This window comes from Vicinamibacterales bacterium, from assembly GCA_036496585.1.
GTDB lineage: Bacteria > Acidobacteriota > Vicinamibacteria > Vicinamibacterales > 2-12-FULL-66-21 > JAICSD01.
Genome location: DASXLB010000029.1, coordinates 109,499 through 125,600, shown reverse-complemented (window position 1 = coordinate 125,600; position 16,102 = coordinate 109,499). Strand labels below are relative to the sequence as shown.

Here is a 16,102-nt window from a genome sequence, read left to right as displayed (position 1 = left end):
CGCGGGTCCGCCGGCGACTCAGCGGTGCGCGGGGTGACAGGGCCGCTGCAGCCAGGCGACGTCCCAGAACCGATCAAACTTGCGGCCGACCTCCCGGAAGACGCCCACCTGCCGGAATCCGCAGCGCTCGTGGAACGCGATCGACGCCGGGTTGGGGAGTGCCACGCCGGCGACGATGGTGAGGACGTCTTGATCGGCCATTGCGGCGAAGAGCGCGTCGTAGAGCAGACGCCCGATGCCGCGTCCGACCAGGTCGTGCCGCACGTAGACGGTCGACTCGACGGTCGTATCGTACGCCGCTTTGGGCCGCCAGCGGCTCGTCGAGGCGTAGCCGGCGATCGCGTTCCCGTCGACGGCGACGAGCAGGCGATAGCGTCCGCCGGCATGGCTGTCGAGCCACGCACGCCTCTGCTCCGGCTCGAACGGCTCGACGTCGAACGTAATCGGCGTGTGGACGACGTAGTGGTTGTACAGGGCGGTCAGCGCCGGAAGGTCGGCGGCCGCGGCTGGTCGGACAGCCGGCATGCGGGTAGTCAGCGCCGGCGGTCGCTGACGATCGCGTGCAGCAGCCAGTTCACCGCGCTGATCACGAGCGCGCCGAGGAACGCGGCGCCGAACCCCGCGATCGAGAAGCCGGGGACCAGCCACGCCACCAGCGCCAGGCAGATCGCGTTGACGACGAAGATGAAGAGGCCGAGCGTCAGGATGGTGAAGGGCAGCGTGAGCACGAACAGGATCGGCTTGATGACGGCGTTGACCAGGCCGAGGATCAGGCCCGCGAGGATCGCCGTGGCGGGCCCCGTCACGTGGATACCCGGCACCAGGTTGGCGGCGAGGAATACCGCGACGGCATTCACCACCAAGCGGAGCAGGAAACGCATGATCAGAGATTAGCCTGTTTCGCGCCGCCGGGAGGTAACATACACCTCGCTGACGTGAAAAGCGGGTCGATTAAAACGGGAAGCGCGCGCGATGACGCCGCGGTGCGCCTGAGATGAACCAGGGACTCTGGCGCGGACCGGACAGGCGGCTCCGTTGCGCGTGGTGCCGCAGCGATCCAGGCTACGTCGAATACCACGATCGCGAGTGGGGACGGCCGGCGCCCGACGATCGCGCACTCTTCGAGAAAATCTGTCTTGAGGGATTCCAGAGCGGTCTCAGCTGGCTGACCATCCTGCGGAAGCGGGAGAACTTCCGCCGGGCGTTCGCCGGCTTCGAGCCGGCCAGGGTGGCGCGCTTCACGCAGCGCGACGTGACGCGGCTCCTGAACGACGCCGGCATCGTGCGGCATCGCGGCAAGATCGAGAGCACCATCAACAACGCGAAGCGCTGTCCCGCGATCGCCGACGAGTTCGGATCGCTGGCGGAGTATGTCTCGCGCTTCGAGCCCAACAAGAGCACGCGGCCAAAGAAGCTGACGTGGACCCTGTTGAAGACGATGTCGACGACGCCCGAATCGACCGCCCTCTCGAAGGACCTGCGCAAGCGCGGCTGGACGTTCGTCGGTCCGACGACGATGTATGCGTTCATGCAGGCGATGGGGCTGGTGAACGATCACCTGCACGGGTGCAGCTTCCGGGTCCCGGAGGGCACGCGTCAGAGATGAAAAAAGGCCGGCTGGATTGCTCCAACCGGCCTTCGTTATTCGGCAGTCGCCAATGACGGCGATGCTCAGTACATGCCGCCCATGCCGCCGGGGCCGCCCCCGGACGGAGCTTCCTTCTTCTCTTCCGGAATCTCCGAGACGAGCGCTTCGGTGGTCAGCAGCAGCGAGGCGATCGACGACGCGTTCTGCAGCGCCGTGCGGACGACCTTGACCGGGTCGATGACTCCCGCCGCGACCAGGTCCTCGTACTTGTCGGCGCCCGCGTTGTAGCCTTCGTTGCCCTTGCCGTCCTTCACCTTCTGGACGACGATCGAGCCTTCCTGGCCCGCGTTGGTCGCGATCCAGCGGCACGGCTCCTCGATCGCCTTGCGGATGATCTCGGCGCCGACCTTCTGGTCGTGCTCCAGCTTGAGCCCCTCGAGCGCCTTGGCCGCGCGGATGAGCGCGACGCCGCCGCCGGGGACGATCCCTTCTTCGACGGCAGCCTTGGTCGCGTGCATCGCGTCCTCGACGCGCGCCTTCTTCTCCTTCATCTCGGTCTCGGTGGCCGCACCGACCTTGATGACCGCGACGCCGCCGACCAGCTTCGCGAGGCGCTCCTGCAGCTTCTCGCGGTCGTAGTCCGAGGTGGTCTCCTCGACCTGCGTGCGGATCTGCTTGACGCGACCCTCGATCTGGCTCTGCGTGCCGGAGCCCTCGACGATCGTCGAGTTGTCCTTGTCGATCGTGACCTTCTTGGCCTTGCCGAGATCGTCGAGCTTGATGTTCTCGAGCTTGATGCCGAGGTCTTCCGTGATCGCCTTGCCGCCGGTGAGGATCGCGATGTCTTCGAGCATCGCCTTTCGGCGGTCGCCGAAGCCCGGCGCCTTCACCGCCGCTGCCGACAGCGTGCCGCGCAGCTTGTTGACGACCAGGGTGGCGAGCGCTTCGCCGTCCACGTCTTCAGCAATGATGAGCAGCGGACGGCCGGCGCGCGCCACCTGTTCGAGCAGCGGCAGCAGGTCCTTCATCGAGCTGATCTTCTTCTCGTGGATCAGGATGAGCGGGTTCTCGAGCGCCACTTCCATGCGCTCGGGATCGGTCACGAAGTAGGGCGACAGGTAGCCACGGTCGAACTGCATGCCCTCGACGACCTCGAGCGAGGTCTCCATCGACTTCGCTTCTTCGACGGTGATGACGCCGTCCTTGCCGACCTTGTCCATCGCTTCCGCGATGATCTTGCCGATCGTCTCGTCGCTGTTGGCCGAGATCGTGCCGACCTGCGCGATGGCGGCGCCGCTGACCGGCTTCGACGCCTTCTTCAGCTCGGCCACGATCACTTCGACGGCCTTCTCGATGCCGCGCTTGAGTTCCATCGGGTTGGCGCCGGCGACCACGTTCTTGGCGCCCTCGCGGAAGATCGCCTGCGCGAGCACGGTCGCGGTGGTCGTGCCGTCGCCGGCGATGTCCGAGGTCTTGCTCGCGACTTCACGGACCATCTGCGCGCCCATGTTCTCGAGCGGGTCCTTCAGCTCGATCTCCTTGGCCACCGTCACGCCGTCCTTGGTGATGGTGGGGGAGCCGAACTTCTTGTCGAGGACGACGTTCCGGCCCTTGGGGCCGAGGGTCACCTTGACGGCGTTGGCGAGCTGATTGACGCCGCGCAGGATGGCCTGACGCGACTCCTCGCCGTAAATAATCTGCTTTGCCATGGCTTGTTGGATTCTCCTCTAGCGGTTTGCCGGGCCTGACGGTCCGACCTACTTGGTAATGACGCCGAGGATCTCTTCCTCGCGCATGATCAGGTACTCGTCGCCTTCGAGCTTGATTTCCTGGCCCGAGTACTTGCCGAACAGGATCGTGTCGCCTTCCTTGACGTCGAGCGGCGTGACTTTGCCGTCCTTCTCGACCTTGCCCTTGCCCACGGCGATCACCTTGCCCTGCTGCGGCTTTTCCTTGGCCGAGTCGGGGATGATGATGCCGCCGACCTTCTGCTCGCCTTCTTCGATGCGCTGCACAATCACTCGGTCGTGCAGGGGCCGGATGCCCACCTTCGTTGCAGTTGCTGCCATACGTTATTGCTCCGTGAATGAGAAATGGTGCCCCACTGGGGACTAGCAATCAGTGTGGTCGACTGCTAATTCTATGAAACGGCTGGCGGGGTGTCAAGCAGTCTCGTATCCGGACTGCTAATCGGGCAGGGGCCCCGGCAGACCGGCCCGCCCCCTCGTCCCGCGGACTCAGGCGGTGCGCTTGATCCGGTATTCGGCGACCTTGCGGGCGATCGTGTTGCGGTGGACGCCGAGCAGTTCGGCCGCTTCGCCGAGACTGCCCTTGGTGCGCTGGAGGGCGCGGGTAATGGAGAGCTTCTCGAACTCGCGGCGGACGTCTTCGTAATGAAGACCCTTGTCGAGCATCTCCGAGACCAGCCGCTCGAGGGAATCCCGCACGGGCGCTACTCGAGCTCGCGGCCGGAGAGCCGGCGGAAGGCCTCGACATACTTCTCGCGCGTCCTGGCGATCACCGGGTCTGGCAGCGCCGGCACCGGCGGCTGCTTGTTCCACTTGATCTCTTCGAGGTAGTCGCGGACGAACTGCTTGTCGAAGCTCGGCACGGCTCCGCCGGGCCGGTAATCGTCCTTCGGCCAGAAGCGCGACGAATCCGGCGTCAGGACTTCGTCGATGAGCACCACGTCGGCGGCCGGGTTCCCTCCGCCGACCAGGCCGAACTCGAACTTCGTGTCCGCGATGATGATCCCCTTGGACTCGGCGTGCTCGCAGCCACGGCGGAAGATCTCGAGGGTCAGATCGCGCAGACGCGTCGTCAGCTCGCGGCCGATGATCCGGGCGGCTTCGTCTTCGCTGATGTTGATGTCGTGCCCGCTGTCTTCCTTGGTGGCCGGCGTGAAGATCGGCTGCGGCAGCCGGTCCGATTCCCGCAGGCCCCCTGGCAGCTTCACGCCGCACACCATGCCGGTCTTCTGGTATTCCTTCCACCCGGAACCGGAGAGGTAGCCGCGCGCGACGCACTCGATCGGCACTGGCCGCGTGCGCCGGCACAGCATCGAGCGTCCCTTCAGCTCCGAGGCGTACTTCTGCAGCGCCGCCGGGTACCGGCGCACGTCGGTCGCGATCATGTGGTTCGGCACGAGATCGCCCATCCGCTCGAACCAGAACGCCGACAACTGCGTCAGCACCTTGCCCTTGTCCGGGATGGCCGAACCGAGCACGTAGTCGAAGGCTGAAATGCGATCGGTCGCCACCAGCAGCAGTGCCTCTTCCGAGCCGAGGCCAACCTGATAGATGTCGCGTACTTTGCCGCGGCCGTGCAGGGTGAGATCGGCGAACGATGTTTCGAGAACAGGATCCATGAGTATTGAGTCGTGTGCAGTCAGCCGTGAGTGGTGGGCCGTGAGCAGTTGGCAGTATGCCGTCGGCGCGCGCGAATTGGAACCGCAAACTGCGCGCTACGAACGGCTCGCCGCTGCGGGTTCCTAGGTTATTTGCCCCCAGCCCGCACGTCGATCCGGCCCCGCGTCGCCCGCAGCGTGAGAACGGGGCCGCCTCCGCGAATGGCCGCGCTCACCCGCATGTCGGGTCCGTCGGCGGGCGCCGCCGGGACGTTCGTCAGATCGGAGGTGATGCGTCCGTCCGTCGCGATGGCGTCGAGCGTGAAGCCTCCGGGCGGCGCGGTCACGACGATGGCGCCGACGTTGTAGATCGTCACCGGGGCGGCCGCGGCGAGGCGGATGTCGAGGTCGGTGTTGTGACCGTCGATACGCCCCTCGGTGCGCAAGCCATCGACGCGCAGCGCGCCGCCGGTCCCGTTGTATCGCAGTGGTGGCTGCATGCGCTCGATCTGCCCCAGTGAGATGTCGCTGTTGCGCGACTCGATATCGAGAGGACCGGAGAGCCCGTTCAGGCTCAAACGGCCGCCGCTGGTCTCGAGGGCGAAGGTGCCGGTGATGCCCGAGACGTCGCCACGGCTGTTGCGGGTCGTCAAGTGCAGCGACGCGCCGCCGGCGATCTCGAGCGTGCCGCCGCCGTGCTGGAGGCGCACGTCGCCCGCCGTCCCGGTCACGTGGGTTTCGCCGCGCGACGAAGCCGCGTCGAGGGCGGCGACGTCCTTCACGGTGAGCAGGCCGATATGCGGCAGCAGGCTCACCCGCATCCGCCGGGGCACCGAGATCGCAATCGTCGCCTGGGTGACGAACCCCATCGGTCCGCGGCGGTCGTCCCAGTCGCCGGTCAGCGCGATCGTATCGGAGGCCCTCGCGTCGGTGATCCGGGTGGCGTCGGCCGCGGTCCTGGCTTCTGCTGGCGAGAAGCCGCGCGCCGTCGAGTGGATGTCGATGCCAATCTCATCGCCATCGCTGCCGGTGATGGACAGATCGCACGGCCGGGGAAGGTTGATCCGGACCGTCGTGATGCCCGCGTCGAGCGGGATCATGCGATGCGACGTGCCGCTCGCCGTCTCGCGAGGCCCATGGATGCTCCGCTGCATGCGCTGGAAGATCCCGCCCACGCTCAGATCCGAGCCGGCCGGTGCGGGCGGCGCCGTCAACTGGTAGACGACGATCCCCACGGCCGCGAATATGGCGATGAGGACTAACTCACGCTTTCCCATAGACTTGGCGGCTGTTTTCGTAGTAGAGTTCCAAAGGGTCGTCTCCCGGCCATCCGGATTCTAATCCCGACTGTTCACTGTTACATGTAGATGCGGTCCCGACTTCGTGCGGTCATCGTGGTGCTGCTCACGGTTGGGCTGCTCGCGTACTTCCTCCACGGGGTGCCGTTCGGGGAGGTCTGGAGCCGGACGCGCGAGGCCGATCCGCGTCTGCTGGCGACTGCCGTGGCGGTCACGATGATGACGTACATGCTGCGGGCCTTCCGCTGGCAGTATCTCCTGGCCCCGATCGGACCCACGCGTTTCACGGTCGCGTTCCAGACCACGGTGATCGGATTTGCGGCGAGCTTCCTGCTGCCCGGCCGCCCGGGCGAAGTCCTGCGGCCGTATCTCCTCGCCAAGCGCGAGGGGCTGCCACCGACCGCGGCCTTCGCGACGATCATTCTGGAGCGCCTGCTCGATCTCGTCACCGTGCTGATGCTGTTCGGTCTATTCGTAGTGGCGGTCGATCCGGCCTCGCTCTCGGGCGATCCCGCGTTGTACGCGCGCGTCAAAGTCGGAGGGTTGATCGCGGCCGGCGCCTCGGTGGCAGGCCTGATCGTCTTCTTCTTCCTGGCGGGACACCCCGAGACGCTCGGCGCATGGGCGCTGCGGATCGAGCGGCTGCTGCCGGCGAAACTGGCGCGCGTGGTGGCCTCGCTCGTCGAGAGCTTCGCACAGGGGCTCGCCGTCATGCGGCGCCCCGCGCACCTGCTGGGATCGCTGGCCCTGTCGATTCCGCTCTGGCTGTCGATCGGGTTGGGGATCTGGCTGACCTCACGCGCCTTCCATATGACGTTCGGCTATCTGGGTTCGTTCCTCGTGATGACGCTCCTCGTGGTCGGCGTGGCGGTGCCGACGCCCGGCCAGGTCGGCGGGTTCCACGCAGCCTACAAGATCGCCGTGGTGACGTTTTTCGGGGCCCCTGAGACGGCCGCGGTCGGGGCGGCGATCGTGCTGTGGGCGGTGTCCTTCGTTCCGGTCACGCTCCTCGGCCTCGTGTTCATGGCGCGGGAGGGCCTCTCGCTCGGCCGGATGCGCGAGATGGCGGCGGAGAGAGCGGACGCCAGCCAGCGGCCACGCGGTCTCCAGCGCGACGTGCCGGGGCCTGATCCGTCGCGGGGCGCCGGCCCTGGCGCGCAGCGAGGTGGGGATGTCTGGACCCCCGCCGAGCGGAGAAACCGATGAAGTGTCCGTTCTGCGGGCATCTCGGCGACAAGGTCGTCGATTCGCGTGAGAGCAAGGAAGGCAACAGCATCCGCCGCCGCCGCGAGTGTCTGGGCTGCAGCAAGCGATACACCAGCCGCGAGCACATCGAAGAGATCGAGTACCGCGTCATCAAGAAGGACGGCCGTCCGGAACCGTTCCAGCGCCAGAAATTGATCGGCGGCCTGGTTCGCGCCTGTGAGAAGCGGCCGGTCAGCGTCCAGCAGCTCGAAGGGATTGCCGACCGGATTGAATCGGAGCTGCAGGATCGTCCCGATCGGGAGATGAAGACCACCGAGATCGGCCAGCGGATCATGGACGAGTTGCGGCGCATCGATCATGTCGCCTACGTGCGCTTCGCCTCGGTCTATCGCCAGTTCCGCGACGTCGGCGAATTCAAGCGCGAGATCGACGAGTTGCAGCGGAGCAAGAGCTAGCGTCCGCCCCCGGCGAGCATCGAATGGGCAGCAGTGTCGAGCCTTTGCAGTCGCGGCCCCGAACGCCATTCGCGGGCGGGTCGACTCCCGGGCCGGAACGCCGGCCCTTCAGGGACAATCCGCGCCTGATTCTCGCCGGCATCCTCCTGCTGCTGGCCAGCCTCGCGGTCATCGTCTGGCTCTCCGATCGCACCACGCAGCTGAATCCGAATTTCCTGAGCGAGGCGGTCCTCTACACGCTGTCGGTGGCGGACGTGACGATGCTGCTGGCGCTCGGGTTTGTGCTCGCCCGCAACGTCATCAAGCTGTTCGTCGAGCGGCGGCGCGGCCTGCCGTTCGCGCGCTTTCGGCTGAAGCTGGTGGCGGCGCTGCTGGGCCTGACGATCGTGCCGTCGCTGCTGGTGCTGGCGGCGGGCACCGAACTCATCCGGCAGACGACGGCCCGCTGGTTCAGTGTGCCGGTCACCGACGTGCTGACCTCCGCGAACCGGATCGCCGGCACCTTCTACCGCGATCGCGAGTCGGTGGTGGCGGCCCAGGCGGCCGCGCTGGTGTCGTCGGTGCCGGCGTCGCTCTTGCTCGCCGGCGACGTCGACGCGCTGCAGCGGGCGGTCACGGCGCCGGTGATGGACGGCCGCGTCGGCATGATCGAGATCTATCGGGTGCAGCCCACCGCGACGCGACTCGACGTCGTGCCGATCGTCGCGCTGCAGTCGCCGTCGCTGCCGCCGGGGCACCTGCGCGCCTCGTCGGATCGCCTCGCCGCGAAGATCGCCGCCGGCAGCAGCGACACGCAGGCGCACGAGCCGCTCGAGGGGGGCGGCGAGCTGGTCCGTGCCGGCGTGGTCATCAGGAACGGGGCGGGGCAACCGGCCGGCGTGGTGATCGCCAGCGACTTCCTCTCCGGGGATCTGGCCCGCGACGCGCGCCGGATCGCCGAAGCCTACGAAGACTACAGCCAGCTGCGGGTGCTGAAGGGGCCGCTCGAAGGGGTCTATCTCTCTCTGTTCGTGATGATGACGCTGATGATTCTGGTCAGCGCGACGTGGCTCGGGTTCTACCTGGCCAAGCGCATCACGCGGCCGGTCGGGATGCTGGCCGCGGGCGCCCGCGAAATCGGCGCCGGCCATCTCGATCATCGCATCGAGCCGGAAACGCACGACGAGTTCGGGTCGCTGGTCGAGGCGTTCAACGCGATGGCGGCGGAGCTGGCGACCAGCCAGCGGCGCCTCGATCGATCGCGGGTGGAGATGGAGCGCAAGAACGCCGAGCTCGAAGAGCGGCGCCGCTACATCGAGACGGTCCTCCAGCGAATCGCGACCGGCGTGATCTCGATCGGCGCCGACGGCCGGGTCGGCACGGTCAACGCCGCCGCCGTCCGGCTGCTCGCGGTCGAGGCCGGGATCGTCGGTGCGCCGATCGAACAGGTCCTGGAGCGGGACGACCTGCAGCCGCTGGCGGCGCTGGTCCGCGCCGTGCGGGCGGCCGGAGGCAAGCCGACCGGCCAGGAGATCGCGCTTGCCCGCGACGGCCGCGAGATCCATCTGGCCGCCGCGGCGACGGCGCTGCAGGGGGAAGCCGGCACCCACGAAGGCACGGTGCTGATGTTCGACGACGTGACGCCGCTGGTGCGGACGCAGCGGGTGGCGGCGTGGCGCGACGTGGCGCGGCGGCTGGCGCACGAGATCAAGAACCCGCTGACCCCGATCCAGCTCTCCGCCGAACGCATGGCCCGGCACTTCGCCGGCGCGCCGGAAGCGACGCGCGCGCTGGTCGGCGAGTGCACCACCGCGATCGTCGCCGAGGTCGAGTCGCTGAAGGCGCTGGTCGACGAATTCGCGCAGTTCGCCCGGATGCCGGCGCCGCGCGCGGTGCCGGCGAGCCTCAACGCGCTGGTCATCGAGACACTGGCGCTCTATCAAGGCCTGCTCCGCGACGTCGTCATCGAGCGCGAGCTGGCGGTGGCGCTGCCGCCGGTCCGCCTCGACGTCGAGCAGATGCGGCGGGTGATCATCAACCTGGTCGACAACGCGATCGAGGCGCTGACCGACACCCCGAACGCCTGCATCGTGGTCCAGACGGGGCACGACGCCGTCAACGCCGTCGCCCGGGTCGTGATCGCGGACAACGGACCCGGCGTGCCGGCCGCCGACCGCGAGAAGCTGTTCATGCCGTACTATTCGACCAAGAAGCGTGGCAGCGGCCTGGGCCTGGCCATCGTGCGGCGGATCGTCGGCGAGCACGGCGGCTCGATTGAGGTGGGCGACAACACGCCGACGGGATCGCGGTTCGTGATCGAGTTGCCGTGCTGAGGCCGGAGCTTCCAATTCCATGAAAGAACGGATCTTGATCGTCGACGACGAAGCGGGCGTGCGCAACGCCGTGAGCGGCGTGCTGCGCGACGAAGGCTACGTCGTCGAAGCGGTCGGGTCGGGCGAGGCGTGCATCGATCGCGCGCTGCGCGTCAGCTTCGACGTGATCGTGCTCGACATCTGGCTGCCCGGCATCGACGGGCTCGCGACGCTGGCCAAGCTGCAGGAGCGGCGCGTCGACGCGCCGGTGGTGATGATCTCGGGCCACGGCAACATCGAGTCGGCGGTCCGCGCCATCAAGATGGGCGCGTTCGACTTCGTCGAGAAGCCGCTATCGCTCGACAAGACCGTGCTCGTGATCGGCAACGCGGTGCGGCAGCGGCGGCTCGAGGCGGAGAACCGCGAACTGCGCGCCACCGTCGACCGCCGGCAGATCATCGTCGGCCAGAGCCACGTGATGCGCCAGCTCCTCGAGCAGGTGGAGATGGCGGCGCCGACCAACGGCCGGGTGCTGGTCTACGGCGAGAACGGGACGGGCAAGGAGCTGGTGGCGCGGACCATCCACGGCCACAGCCGCCGCGCCCGCGGGCCGTTCATCGAGGTCAACTGCGCGGCGATCCCCGAGGAGCTGATCGAGAGCGAGCTGTTCGGCCACATGCGCGGCTCGTTCACCGGCGCCACCGCGGATCGGCGGGGCAAGTTCGAGCTCGCCGACGGCGGCACGCTGTTCCTGGACGAGATCGGCGACATGAGCTTGAAGACGCAGGCGAAAGTGCTGCGCGCGCTGCAGGAGCAGGTGGTCGAACCGGTCGGCGGGAGCGCCAGCGTCAAGGTCGACGTCCGGGTGATCGCGGCGACCAACAAGGATCTGCCCTCGGAGATCCGTGCCGGGCGGTTTCGCGAGGACCTGTACTTCCGGCTCAACGTAATCCCGATCTTTGTGCCGCCGCTGCGCGAGCGCGAGAACGACGTCATCCTGCTGGCCGAGCACTTCATCGGCGGCTTCGCGCGCGAAGACGGCCGGCGGCCCAAGCATCTCGACAGCGGCGCCGCGACCGGTCTGCGCAGTTACCGCTGGCCCGGCAACGTCCGCGAGCTGCGCAATATCATCGAGCGGCTGATGATCATGGTGCCCGGCCATGTCATCGCGCTGGCCGACCTGGCCTTCCTCGAGGGGGCGGCGGTGTCTGCGGAGCCGACCGACGCCGCACCGCTGCCGCTGCACGAGGCCCGCGATCGCTTCGAGCGCGAATACATCCTGCGCGCGCTGGCGGCGAACCACGGCAATATCTCACGCACCGCCGACGCGCTCGGCGTCGAGCGCAGCAACCTGTATCGCAAGATGCGCGGCTTCGGCATCGCGCCCGCGCGCCGGGAAGAAGAAGCGGTCTAGGGAGAATCGGGTGATCCGGTGATCTGGTGATCGGGTGATCTGTCTGATTGCCCGATTGCCCGATTGCCCGATTGCCCGATTGCCCGATTGCCCGATTGCCCGATTGCCCGATCGCCCGATCACCCGATCACCCGATCACCCGATCACCCGATCACCCGATTCTCCGATCTCCCGGAGCTTGTTTTCCAACACTTGGCTGGCCTTGAAGCCTGCCATCTGCAAGTAGTATTCGGCGCAGGCGTGAAGCGCAGCCGCCGGCACCAGCCCGACGATCTCGCTCTCGAGAATCGCCACGCCGTAACGCTCGGCTTCTCGTTTCACCGCTTCGAAGACGCGGAAGATCGGCGTCTTCTCGAAATTGGTCAGGTTCATCGAGACCTGGACGATGCCGCGGTCCTTCAGTTCGAAGCCGGCCGCCTTGACGAAGCGGAACCCGCCGCTGCTGTGGCGGATGGCGGCGGCGATTTTCCTGGCGACGTCGATCCGGTTCGTGTCGAGGTTGATGTTGTAGGCGACGAGCGGCGGCCGCGCGCCGATCACCGAGGCGCCGGCGGAAGCGTGCGGCGCGGCCGGCCCGAAGTCGGGCGTCCATCCCGGCGAGGCCATCTTCGCGGCGAGGCCTTCGAATTCACCGCGCCGGATGTCCTCGAGGTTCCTGCGCGTGGGGTCGGTCGACGCCTCTTCGTACAAGTAGACCGGCACGCCGAAGCGCGACGCGACTTCGTCGCCGACGCTCCTCGCCAGCGCGACGCATTCGGCCATCGTCACCCCTTCGATGGGGACGAACGGGACGACGTCGACGGCGCCGAGCCGCGGGTGTTCGCCGCGGTGGGAGCGCAAGTCGATGGCGGGCAGCGCCCGCTCGTAGATCGCCAGGACCGCCGTCTTCACGGCGGCGGCGTCACCGGCGAAGGTGAACACGGATCGGTTGTGCGATGCATCCGACGAGTAGTCGAGCAGCGTCGCACCGGGCGTCCGGCGGATCCCGTCGGCGATCGCGTCGACGATCTCGGCGCGGCGGCCTTCGCTGACATTGGGAATGCACTCAATGATTGGCGCCATTAAGGGATATAATCTCGCACAACTCTTCCCATGGCGGATGCGCTTCGCGACCACGAGGTCCCCGACTCGCGAATCGAGGAGCTGCTCCTCGCCGGACTCGACCACTATTTCAGCGGCCAGCACGAGCTGGCGATCAGCGTGTGGACGCGGGTGCTGTTCCTGGATCGGAGCCACGCGCGCGCCAGAGCCTACATCGAGCGGGCCCGCACCGCGATCGCAGAACGCCAGCGCGAAGGTGACGAGCTGCTGCACGCCGGGCTGGCGGCCTTCGCCCGCGGCGATGCCCAGGGCGCTCGCCGTCTGTTGACCTCGGCGGTCGACCGCGGCGCGCGGCCGGAAGAGGCGATGGCGGTGCTCGAGCGGCTCGAGCGGATCACGCCCGTCGAATTGCCCGTGCTGCCGCGGCGCGGCGCGGCGCGCCGGCTCGCCCGGCATCCGGCCGAGCCGGGTGGTGTCAGTGCCGCGACCCTGCTCCTCGTGCTGGCCATCGGACTGGCGTGCGGAGCGTTCTCGATGATGGCGTGGAGTTCCGGGCTGCTGCCGTGGGGGCCCGTCGCGGCCGACGCGGCGCACGGCCGAGTCACGCCCGAGGCCCTTCCGGTGCCGTCGGCCTCCGAGGTGTCGTTGGCGCGCGCAGGCGCGTGGTACCGCAGCGGCCATCTCCGCGACGCGCTCGCGGCTCTCGACGCCATCCACCCGGGCGATCCGCTGCGCGGGCGCGCCGACGAGCTGCGCGCCACCATCCAGCAGAAGCTTCTCGAGGCGGCACGCGCCACCGGGCCGGCGACTGCACGCGAACCGGCCCGATAGATGCCGAAATGCCCCAAGTGCCAGTACTTCAGCTTCGATAGCGGCGACCGCTGCCGCAACTGCGGCTACGATTTCTCGCTCGCCGTCGAACCGCCGCCCAGCGATCTGGAGATTCAGAACGGGAAGGAACCGGTCGGTCCGTTCGGCGACTTCACGCTCCACGAACCGGCCCGAGGTCTTCCGCTGTTCACTCCCGGCACCGAGCCGGACGCGCCGCTCGTGCCGCCGAATCCGACGCCGCGGGCCCCGCTCGCCGTCCGCCGCGGTCCGACGCCCGGCCGCCCCGCGCGGCCGAAGCGCGAACGCGCCGATCGCGATCCGGAGCCGCGCCTCGCGCTCGACACCGCGGAATTCCCGATCGTCGCGGTGCCGTCCGCTCCGGAGCCGGAACTTGGACTCGACCTGTCATCGTCGCCCCCCGCGCCTGCTGCGGCTTCCGAGCTCGACAGCCGCCGCGCCGGCATGATGGCGCGGATCGGCGCGGCAGCGGTCGATTTCTCGCTGCTCGCCGTCATCAACGTCATGGTGCTGTACTTCACCTTGCGGATCTGCGACCTGACGTTCGCCGACATTACGCTCCTGCCCGGCGCGCCGGTGATCTCGTTCCTGCTGCTGGTCGACGGCGGCTATCTCGCGACCTTTGTGGCAGCGGGCGGTCAGACGATCGGCAAGATGGCCACCGGCATTCGCGTCGTCCCGGCGGACCCGGCCGCGCCGCGCTCGGAGCACGTCACTTTCGGGCACGCCCTCGTCCGCGCCGCCGCGCTCTTGCTCGGGCTCGTCCCGGCCGGGCTGGGCCTGCTGCCGGTTCTTTTCGGGGACCATCGCGGTCTGCACGACCGCCTCGCCGACACCCGTGTCGTGAAAGCGTGATTCGTCTCGCGGTCTTTCTCGCGACTGTCGCCTATTGCGGGTATTTTCCTGTCGCGCCAGGCACCGTCGGATCCGCGGCGGGGCTCATCGTCTACCTCCTCGTGTGGTGGACGCGGTCGCCCATCATCGAAGTGGGCCTCATCGCGGTCACGTTTTTCGTCGGCACGTGGGCGGCCACCCACGCCGAACGGTATTTCGGAGGCATCGATCCCGGACCCGTCGTGATCGACGAGGTGCTCGGGATGCTGATCACGCTGGCGTTCATTCCGGCGGGATGGTCGGCGGCTCTGGCCGGGTTCCTGCTGTTTCGCGTCGCCGACGTGATCAAGCCGTTTCCGGCGAACCGTTTCGAAAAGCTGCACGGCGGCCTCGGCATCATGGCCGACGATGCGATGGCTGGGGTGTACGCGAACCTGGCGCTGCGGCTGCTGATGTGGCTGCTGCCGGCGTGGATCCGGTGAGATGCCGCTGCACGCCGCGGAAATCATCGCTGTCGGTTCGGAGCTGCTCGGCTCGGCGCGGGTCGACACCAACTCGCTCTACATCGCCGACAGGCTGTCGGCGCTCGGCATCGAGCTGCGGCTCAAGCACGTGGTCGGCGACGAACCAGGGGACCTCGCGTCCACGGTACGCCAGGCGCTGGCGCGGGTCGACGTGATCGTGCTCACCGGCGGGCTCGGCCCGACCGACGACGACCTGACGCGCGATGTCGTTTCGGCGGTGCTCGAGCGGCCGCTGACGATCGACGAGCGGATCGTGCAGGCGATCCAGGCGCGGTTCGCGCGCCGCGGCCTCGAGATGCCGGAGATGAACCGACGCCAGGCACAGGTGCCTGAAGGAGCGTTGGTGCTCGACAATCCCAACGGTACGGCGCCGGGGTTGTTCATCGATCACCATGGGCAGGCGGTGGTGTTGCTGCCCGGGCCGCCGCGCGAGATGCAGCCGATGTTCGATCGCGTCTGCGAGGGTCCGCTGGCCGAGCGCGCCGGCGACGAGCGCATCTTCCGGACGTCGCTCTTCCTCACCGGCCTGGGCGAATCGCATGTGGAGCAACTCGCGCAGCCGATTTATGCGCGTTATCGCGGCGCCACCCCGCCGGTGGCGACGACGATTCTGGCGGCGATGGGGCAGGTCGAGCTGCACCTGTCGGTTCGCGATCGCGACCAGCCGCGGGCGCTCGCGGTCCTCGACCGCGTTCGCGCGGAGCTGCTTGCCGCGCTCGGCAGCCACGTCTACAGCAGCGACGGCCGCGCGATGGAAGAAATCGTCGGCGAGCGTCTCGTCTCGCGCGGCTGGACGATCGCGGCCGCGGAGTCGTGCACCGGCGGCCTGCTGATGTCGCGCCTCACCGACGTCGCCGGCAGCTCCGCCTACGTCCGCGCCGGCGTCGTCGCCTACGACAATGCCGACAAGATCGCGCTCGTCGGCGTCCCGGCGGTGACGCTGCAGCAGCACGGGGCGGTCAGCGAACCGGTGGCGATCGCGATGGCCGAGGGCATCAAGGCGCGCACCGGCGCCGACGTGACGGTCGCTATCACCGGCATCGCCGGCCCTGGCGGCGGCTCGGCGGAGAAGCCGGTCGGCACGGTGGTGATTGCCGTGCTGGCGCCGGGGCGTGACGCGTTCGTGCGGACGTTCCAGTTCATCGGCGCGCGGACCCAGGTGAAGTATCAATCAACGCAGGCCGCGCTGAATCGCATCAGGCTCATGACGGTCGACGTCTAGCCGTCTGCCAACCGCCAACTCTCAACCTGATACG

17 protein-coding genes are annotated in these 16,102 nt (G+C 68.1%); 9 read left to right on the top strand and 8 right to left on the bottom strand.

Annotation, left to right across the window (positions count from 1 at the left end; genetic code table 11):
* Positions 1-18: 18 nt before the first annotated feature.
* Both VGI12_10060 and VGI12_10055 read right to left on the bottom strand, forming a co-directional pair.
* Positions 19-525 carry a GNAT family N-acetyltransferase gene (locus tag VGI12_10060; GenBank protein ID HEY2433004.1) on the bottom strand — a complete coding sequence of 169 codons (507 nt, stop codon included), beginning with the start codon at positions 523-525 and terminating at the stop codon, positions 19-21.
* 8 nt (positions 526-533) lie between these two features.
* On the bottom strand, positions 534-881 hold the full coding sequence (locus VGI12_10055; GenBank protein HEY2433003.1) for a phage holin family protein: 348 nt from the start codon (positions 879-881) through the stop codon (positions 534-536).
* Positions 882-994: 113 nt separating this feature from the next.
* On the opposite strand from VGI12_10055, the gene VGI12_10050 reads away from it, so the two are divergent.
* A complete protein-coding gene (locus VGI12_10050) occupies positions 995-1,606 on the top strand; it encodes a DNA-3-methyladenine glycosylase I (GenBank protein HEY2433002.1) in 612 nt (203 codons plus the stop codon).
* A 65-nt stretch (positions 1,607-1,671) separates the two neighbouring features.
* Here the strand turns inward: VGI12_10050 and groL are convergent, their stop codons facing one another.
* The 5 genes from groL to VGI12_10025 form a co-directional block, all read right to left on the bottom strand.
* A complete protein-coding gene (groL, locus tag VGI12_10045; protein ID HEY2433001.1) occupies positions 1,672-3,297 on the bottom strand; it encodes a chaperonin GroEL in 1,626 nt (541 codons plus the stop codon).
* A 48-nt stretch (positions 3,298-3,345) separates the two neighbouring features.
* Positions 3,346-3,636 (bottom strand): co-chaperone GroES, encoded by a 291-nt coding sequence (gene groES / locus VGI12_10040; GenBank protein ID HEY2433000.1) that lies wholly within the window; start codon positions 3,634-3,636, stop codon positions 3,346-3,348.
* A gap of 189 nt (positions 3,637-3,825) precedes the next feature.
* Positions 3,826-4,035: a helix-turn-helix domain-containing protein gene (locus tag VGI12_10035; GenBank protein ID HEY2432999.1), complete on the bottom strand. Its 210-nt coding sequence runs from the start codon at positions 4,033-4,035 to the stop codon at positions 3,826-3,828.
* Positions 4,036-4,040: 5 nt separating this feature from the next.
* Complete coding sequence (locus VGI12_10030) at positions 4,041-4,955, bottom strand: phosphoribosylaminoimidazolesuccinocarboxamide synthase (GenBank protein HEY2432998.1); 915 nt, start codon at positions 4,953-4,955, stop codon at positions 4,041-4,043.
* Between the two features lie 128 nt (positions 4,956-5,083).
* Positions 5,084-6,169, bottom strand: a complete 1,086-nt coding sequence (locus VGI12_10025) for a hypothetical protein (protein ID HEY2432997.1) — start codon at positions 6,167-6,169, stop codon at positions 5,084-5,086.
* Positions 6,170-6,301: 132 nt separating this feature from the next.
* On the opposite strand from VGI12_10025, the gene VGI12_10020 reads away from it, so the two are divergent.
* Genes VGI12_10020 through VGI12_10005 form a run of 4 tightly spaced genes read left to right on the top strand, consistent with a single transcriptional unit; the run spans position 6,302 to position 11,598 of the window.
* Positions 6,302-7,438, top strand: coding sequence for a lysylphosphatidylglycerol synthase transmembrane domain-containing protein (locus tag VGI12_10020; GenBank protein ID HEY2432996.1), 1,137 nt, complete (start codon positions 6,302-6,304; stop codon positions 7,436-7,438).
* Entirely contained in the window at positions 7,435-7,893 is a 459-nt protein-coding gene (gene nrdR / locus VGI12_10015; protein ID HEY2432995.1) for a transcriptional regulator NrdR, read from the top strand. Before VGI12_10020 ends, nrdR begins: the two co-directional genes overlap by 4 nt.
* A 23-nt stretch (positions 7,894-7,916) precedes the next feature.
* Entirely contained in the window at positions 7,917-10,205 is a 2,289-nt protein-coding gene (locus VGI12_10010; GenBank protein HEY2432994.1) for an ATP-binding protein, read from the top strand.
* Between the two features lie 19 nt (positions 10,206-10,224).
* A complete protein-coding gene (locus VGI12_10005) occupies positions 10,225-11,598 on the top strand; it encodes a sigma-54 dependent transcriptional regulator (GenBank protein HEY2432993.1) in 1,374 nt (457 codons plus the stop codon).
* A 135-nt stretch (positions 11,599-11,733) separates the two neighbouring features.
* On the opposite strand, the gene ftcD is transcribed toward VGI12_10005, so the two are convergent.
* Positions 11,734-12,660: a glutamate formimidoyltransferase gene (gene ftcD / locus VGI12_10000; protein ID HEY2432992.1), complete on the bottom strand. Its 927-nt coding sequence runs from the start codon at positions 12,658-12,660 to the stop codon at positions 11,734-11,736.
* A gap of 30 nt (positions 12,661-12,690) precedes the next feature.
* Here ftcD and VGI12_09995 point away from each other — a divergent pair, with 30 nt between their 5' ends.
* From VGI12_09995 to VGI12_09980, 4 genes are read left to right on the top strand one after another with little or no spacing between them, the layout of a single operon-like run.
* On the top strand, positions 12,691-13,470 hold the full coding sequence (locus tag VGI12_09995; GenBank protein ID HEY2432991.1) for a hypothetical protein: 780 nt from the start codon (positions 12,691-12,693) through the stop codon (positions 13,468-13,470).
* Entirely contained in the window at positions 13,471-14,343 is an 873-nt protein-coding gene (locus tag VGI12_09990) for an RDD family protein (protein ID HEY2432990.1), read from the top strand.
* Positions 14,340-14,804, top strand: coding sequence for a phosphatidylglycerophosphatase A (locus VGI12_09985; protein ID HEY2432989.1), 465 nt, complete (start codon positions 14,340-14,342; stop codon positions 14,802-14,804). The genes VGI12_09990 and VGI12_09985 overlap by 4 nt, the downstream gene beginning before the upstream one ends.
* 1 nt (position 14,805) lies before the next feature.
* Positions 14,806-16,068, top strand: coding sequence for a competence/damage-inducible protein A (locus VGI12_09980; GenBank protein ID HEY2432988.1), 1,263 nt, complete (start codon positions 14,806-14,808; stop codon positions 16,066-16,068).
* Positions 16,069-16,102 lie beyond the last annotated feature (34 nt).

Excerpts from the sequence above, each read along its gene's own strand:
- VGI12_10060 (HEY2433004.1), bottom strand. The coding sequence starts at position 525 with ATGCCGGCTGTCCGACCAGCCGCGGCCGCCGACCTTCCGGCGCTGACC.
- VGI12_10055 (HEY2433003.1), bottom strand. The coding sequence starts at position 881 with ATGCGTTTCCTGCTCCGCTTGGTGGTGAATGCCGTCGCGGTATTCCTC.
- VGI12_10050 (HEY2433002.1), top strand. The coding sequence starts at position 995 with ATGAACCAGGGACTCTGGCGCGGACCGGACAGGCGGCTCCGTTGCGCG.
- groL (HEY2433001.1), bottom strand. The coding sequence starts at position 3,297 with ATGGCAAAGCAGATTATTTACGGCGAGGAGTCGCGTCAGGCCATCCTG.
- VGI12_10030 (HEY2432998.1), bottom strand. The coding sequence starts at position 4,955 with ATGGATCCTGTTCTCGAAACATCGTTCGCCGATCTCACCCTGCACGGC.
- VGI12_10020 (HEY2432996.1), top strand. The coding sequence starts at position 6,302 with ATGCGGTCCCGACTTCGTGCGGTCATCGTGGTGCTGCTCACGGTTGGG.
- nrdR (HEY2432995.1), top strand. The coding sequence starts at position 7,435 with ATGAAGTGTCCGTTCTGCGGGCATCTCGGCGACAAGGTCGTCGATTCG.
- VGI12_10010 (HEY2432994.1), top strand. The coding sequence starts at position 7,917 with ATGGGCAGCAGTGTCGAGCCTTTGCAGTCGCGGCCCCGAACGCCATTC.
- VGI12_10005 (HEY2432993.1), top strand. The coding sequence starts at position 10,225 with ATGAAAGAACGGATCTTGATCGTCGACGACGAAGCGGGCGTGCGCAAC.
- ftcD (HEY2432992.1), bottom strand. The coding sequence starts at position 12,660 with ATGGCGCCAATCATTGAGTGCATTCCCAATGTCAGCGAAGGCCGCCGC.
- VGI12_09995 (HEY2432991.1), top strand. The coding sequence starts at position 12,691 with ATGGCGGATGCGCTTCGCGACCACGAGGTCCCCGACTCGCGAATCGAG.
- VGI12_09990 (HEY2432990.1), top strand. The coding sequence starts at position 13,471 with ATGCCGAAATGCCCCAAGTGCCAGTACTTCAGCTTCGATAGCGGCGAC.
- VGI12_09980 (HEY2432988.1), top strand. The coding sequence starts at position 14,806 with ATGCCGCTGCACGCCGCGGAAATCATCGCTGTCGGTTCGGAGCTGCTC.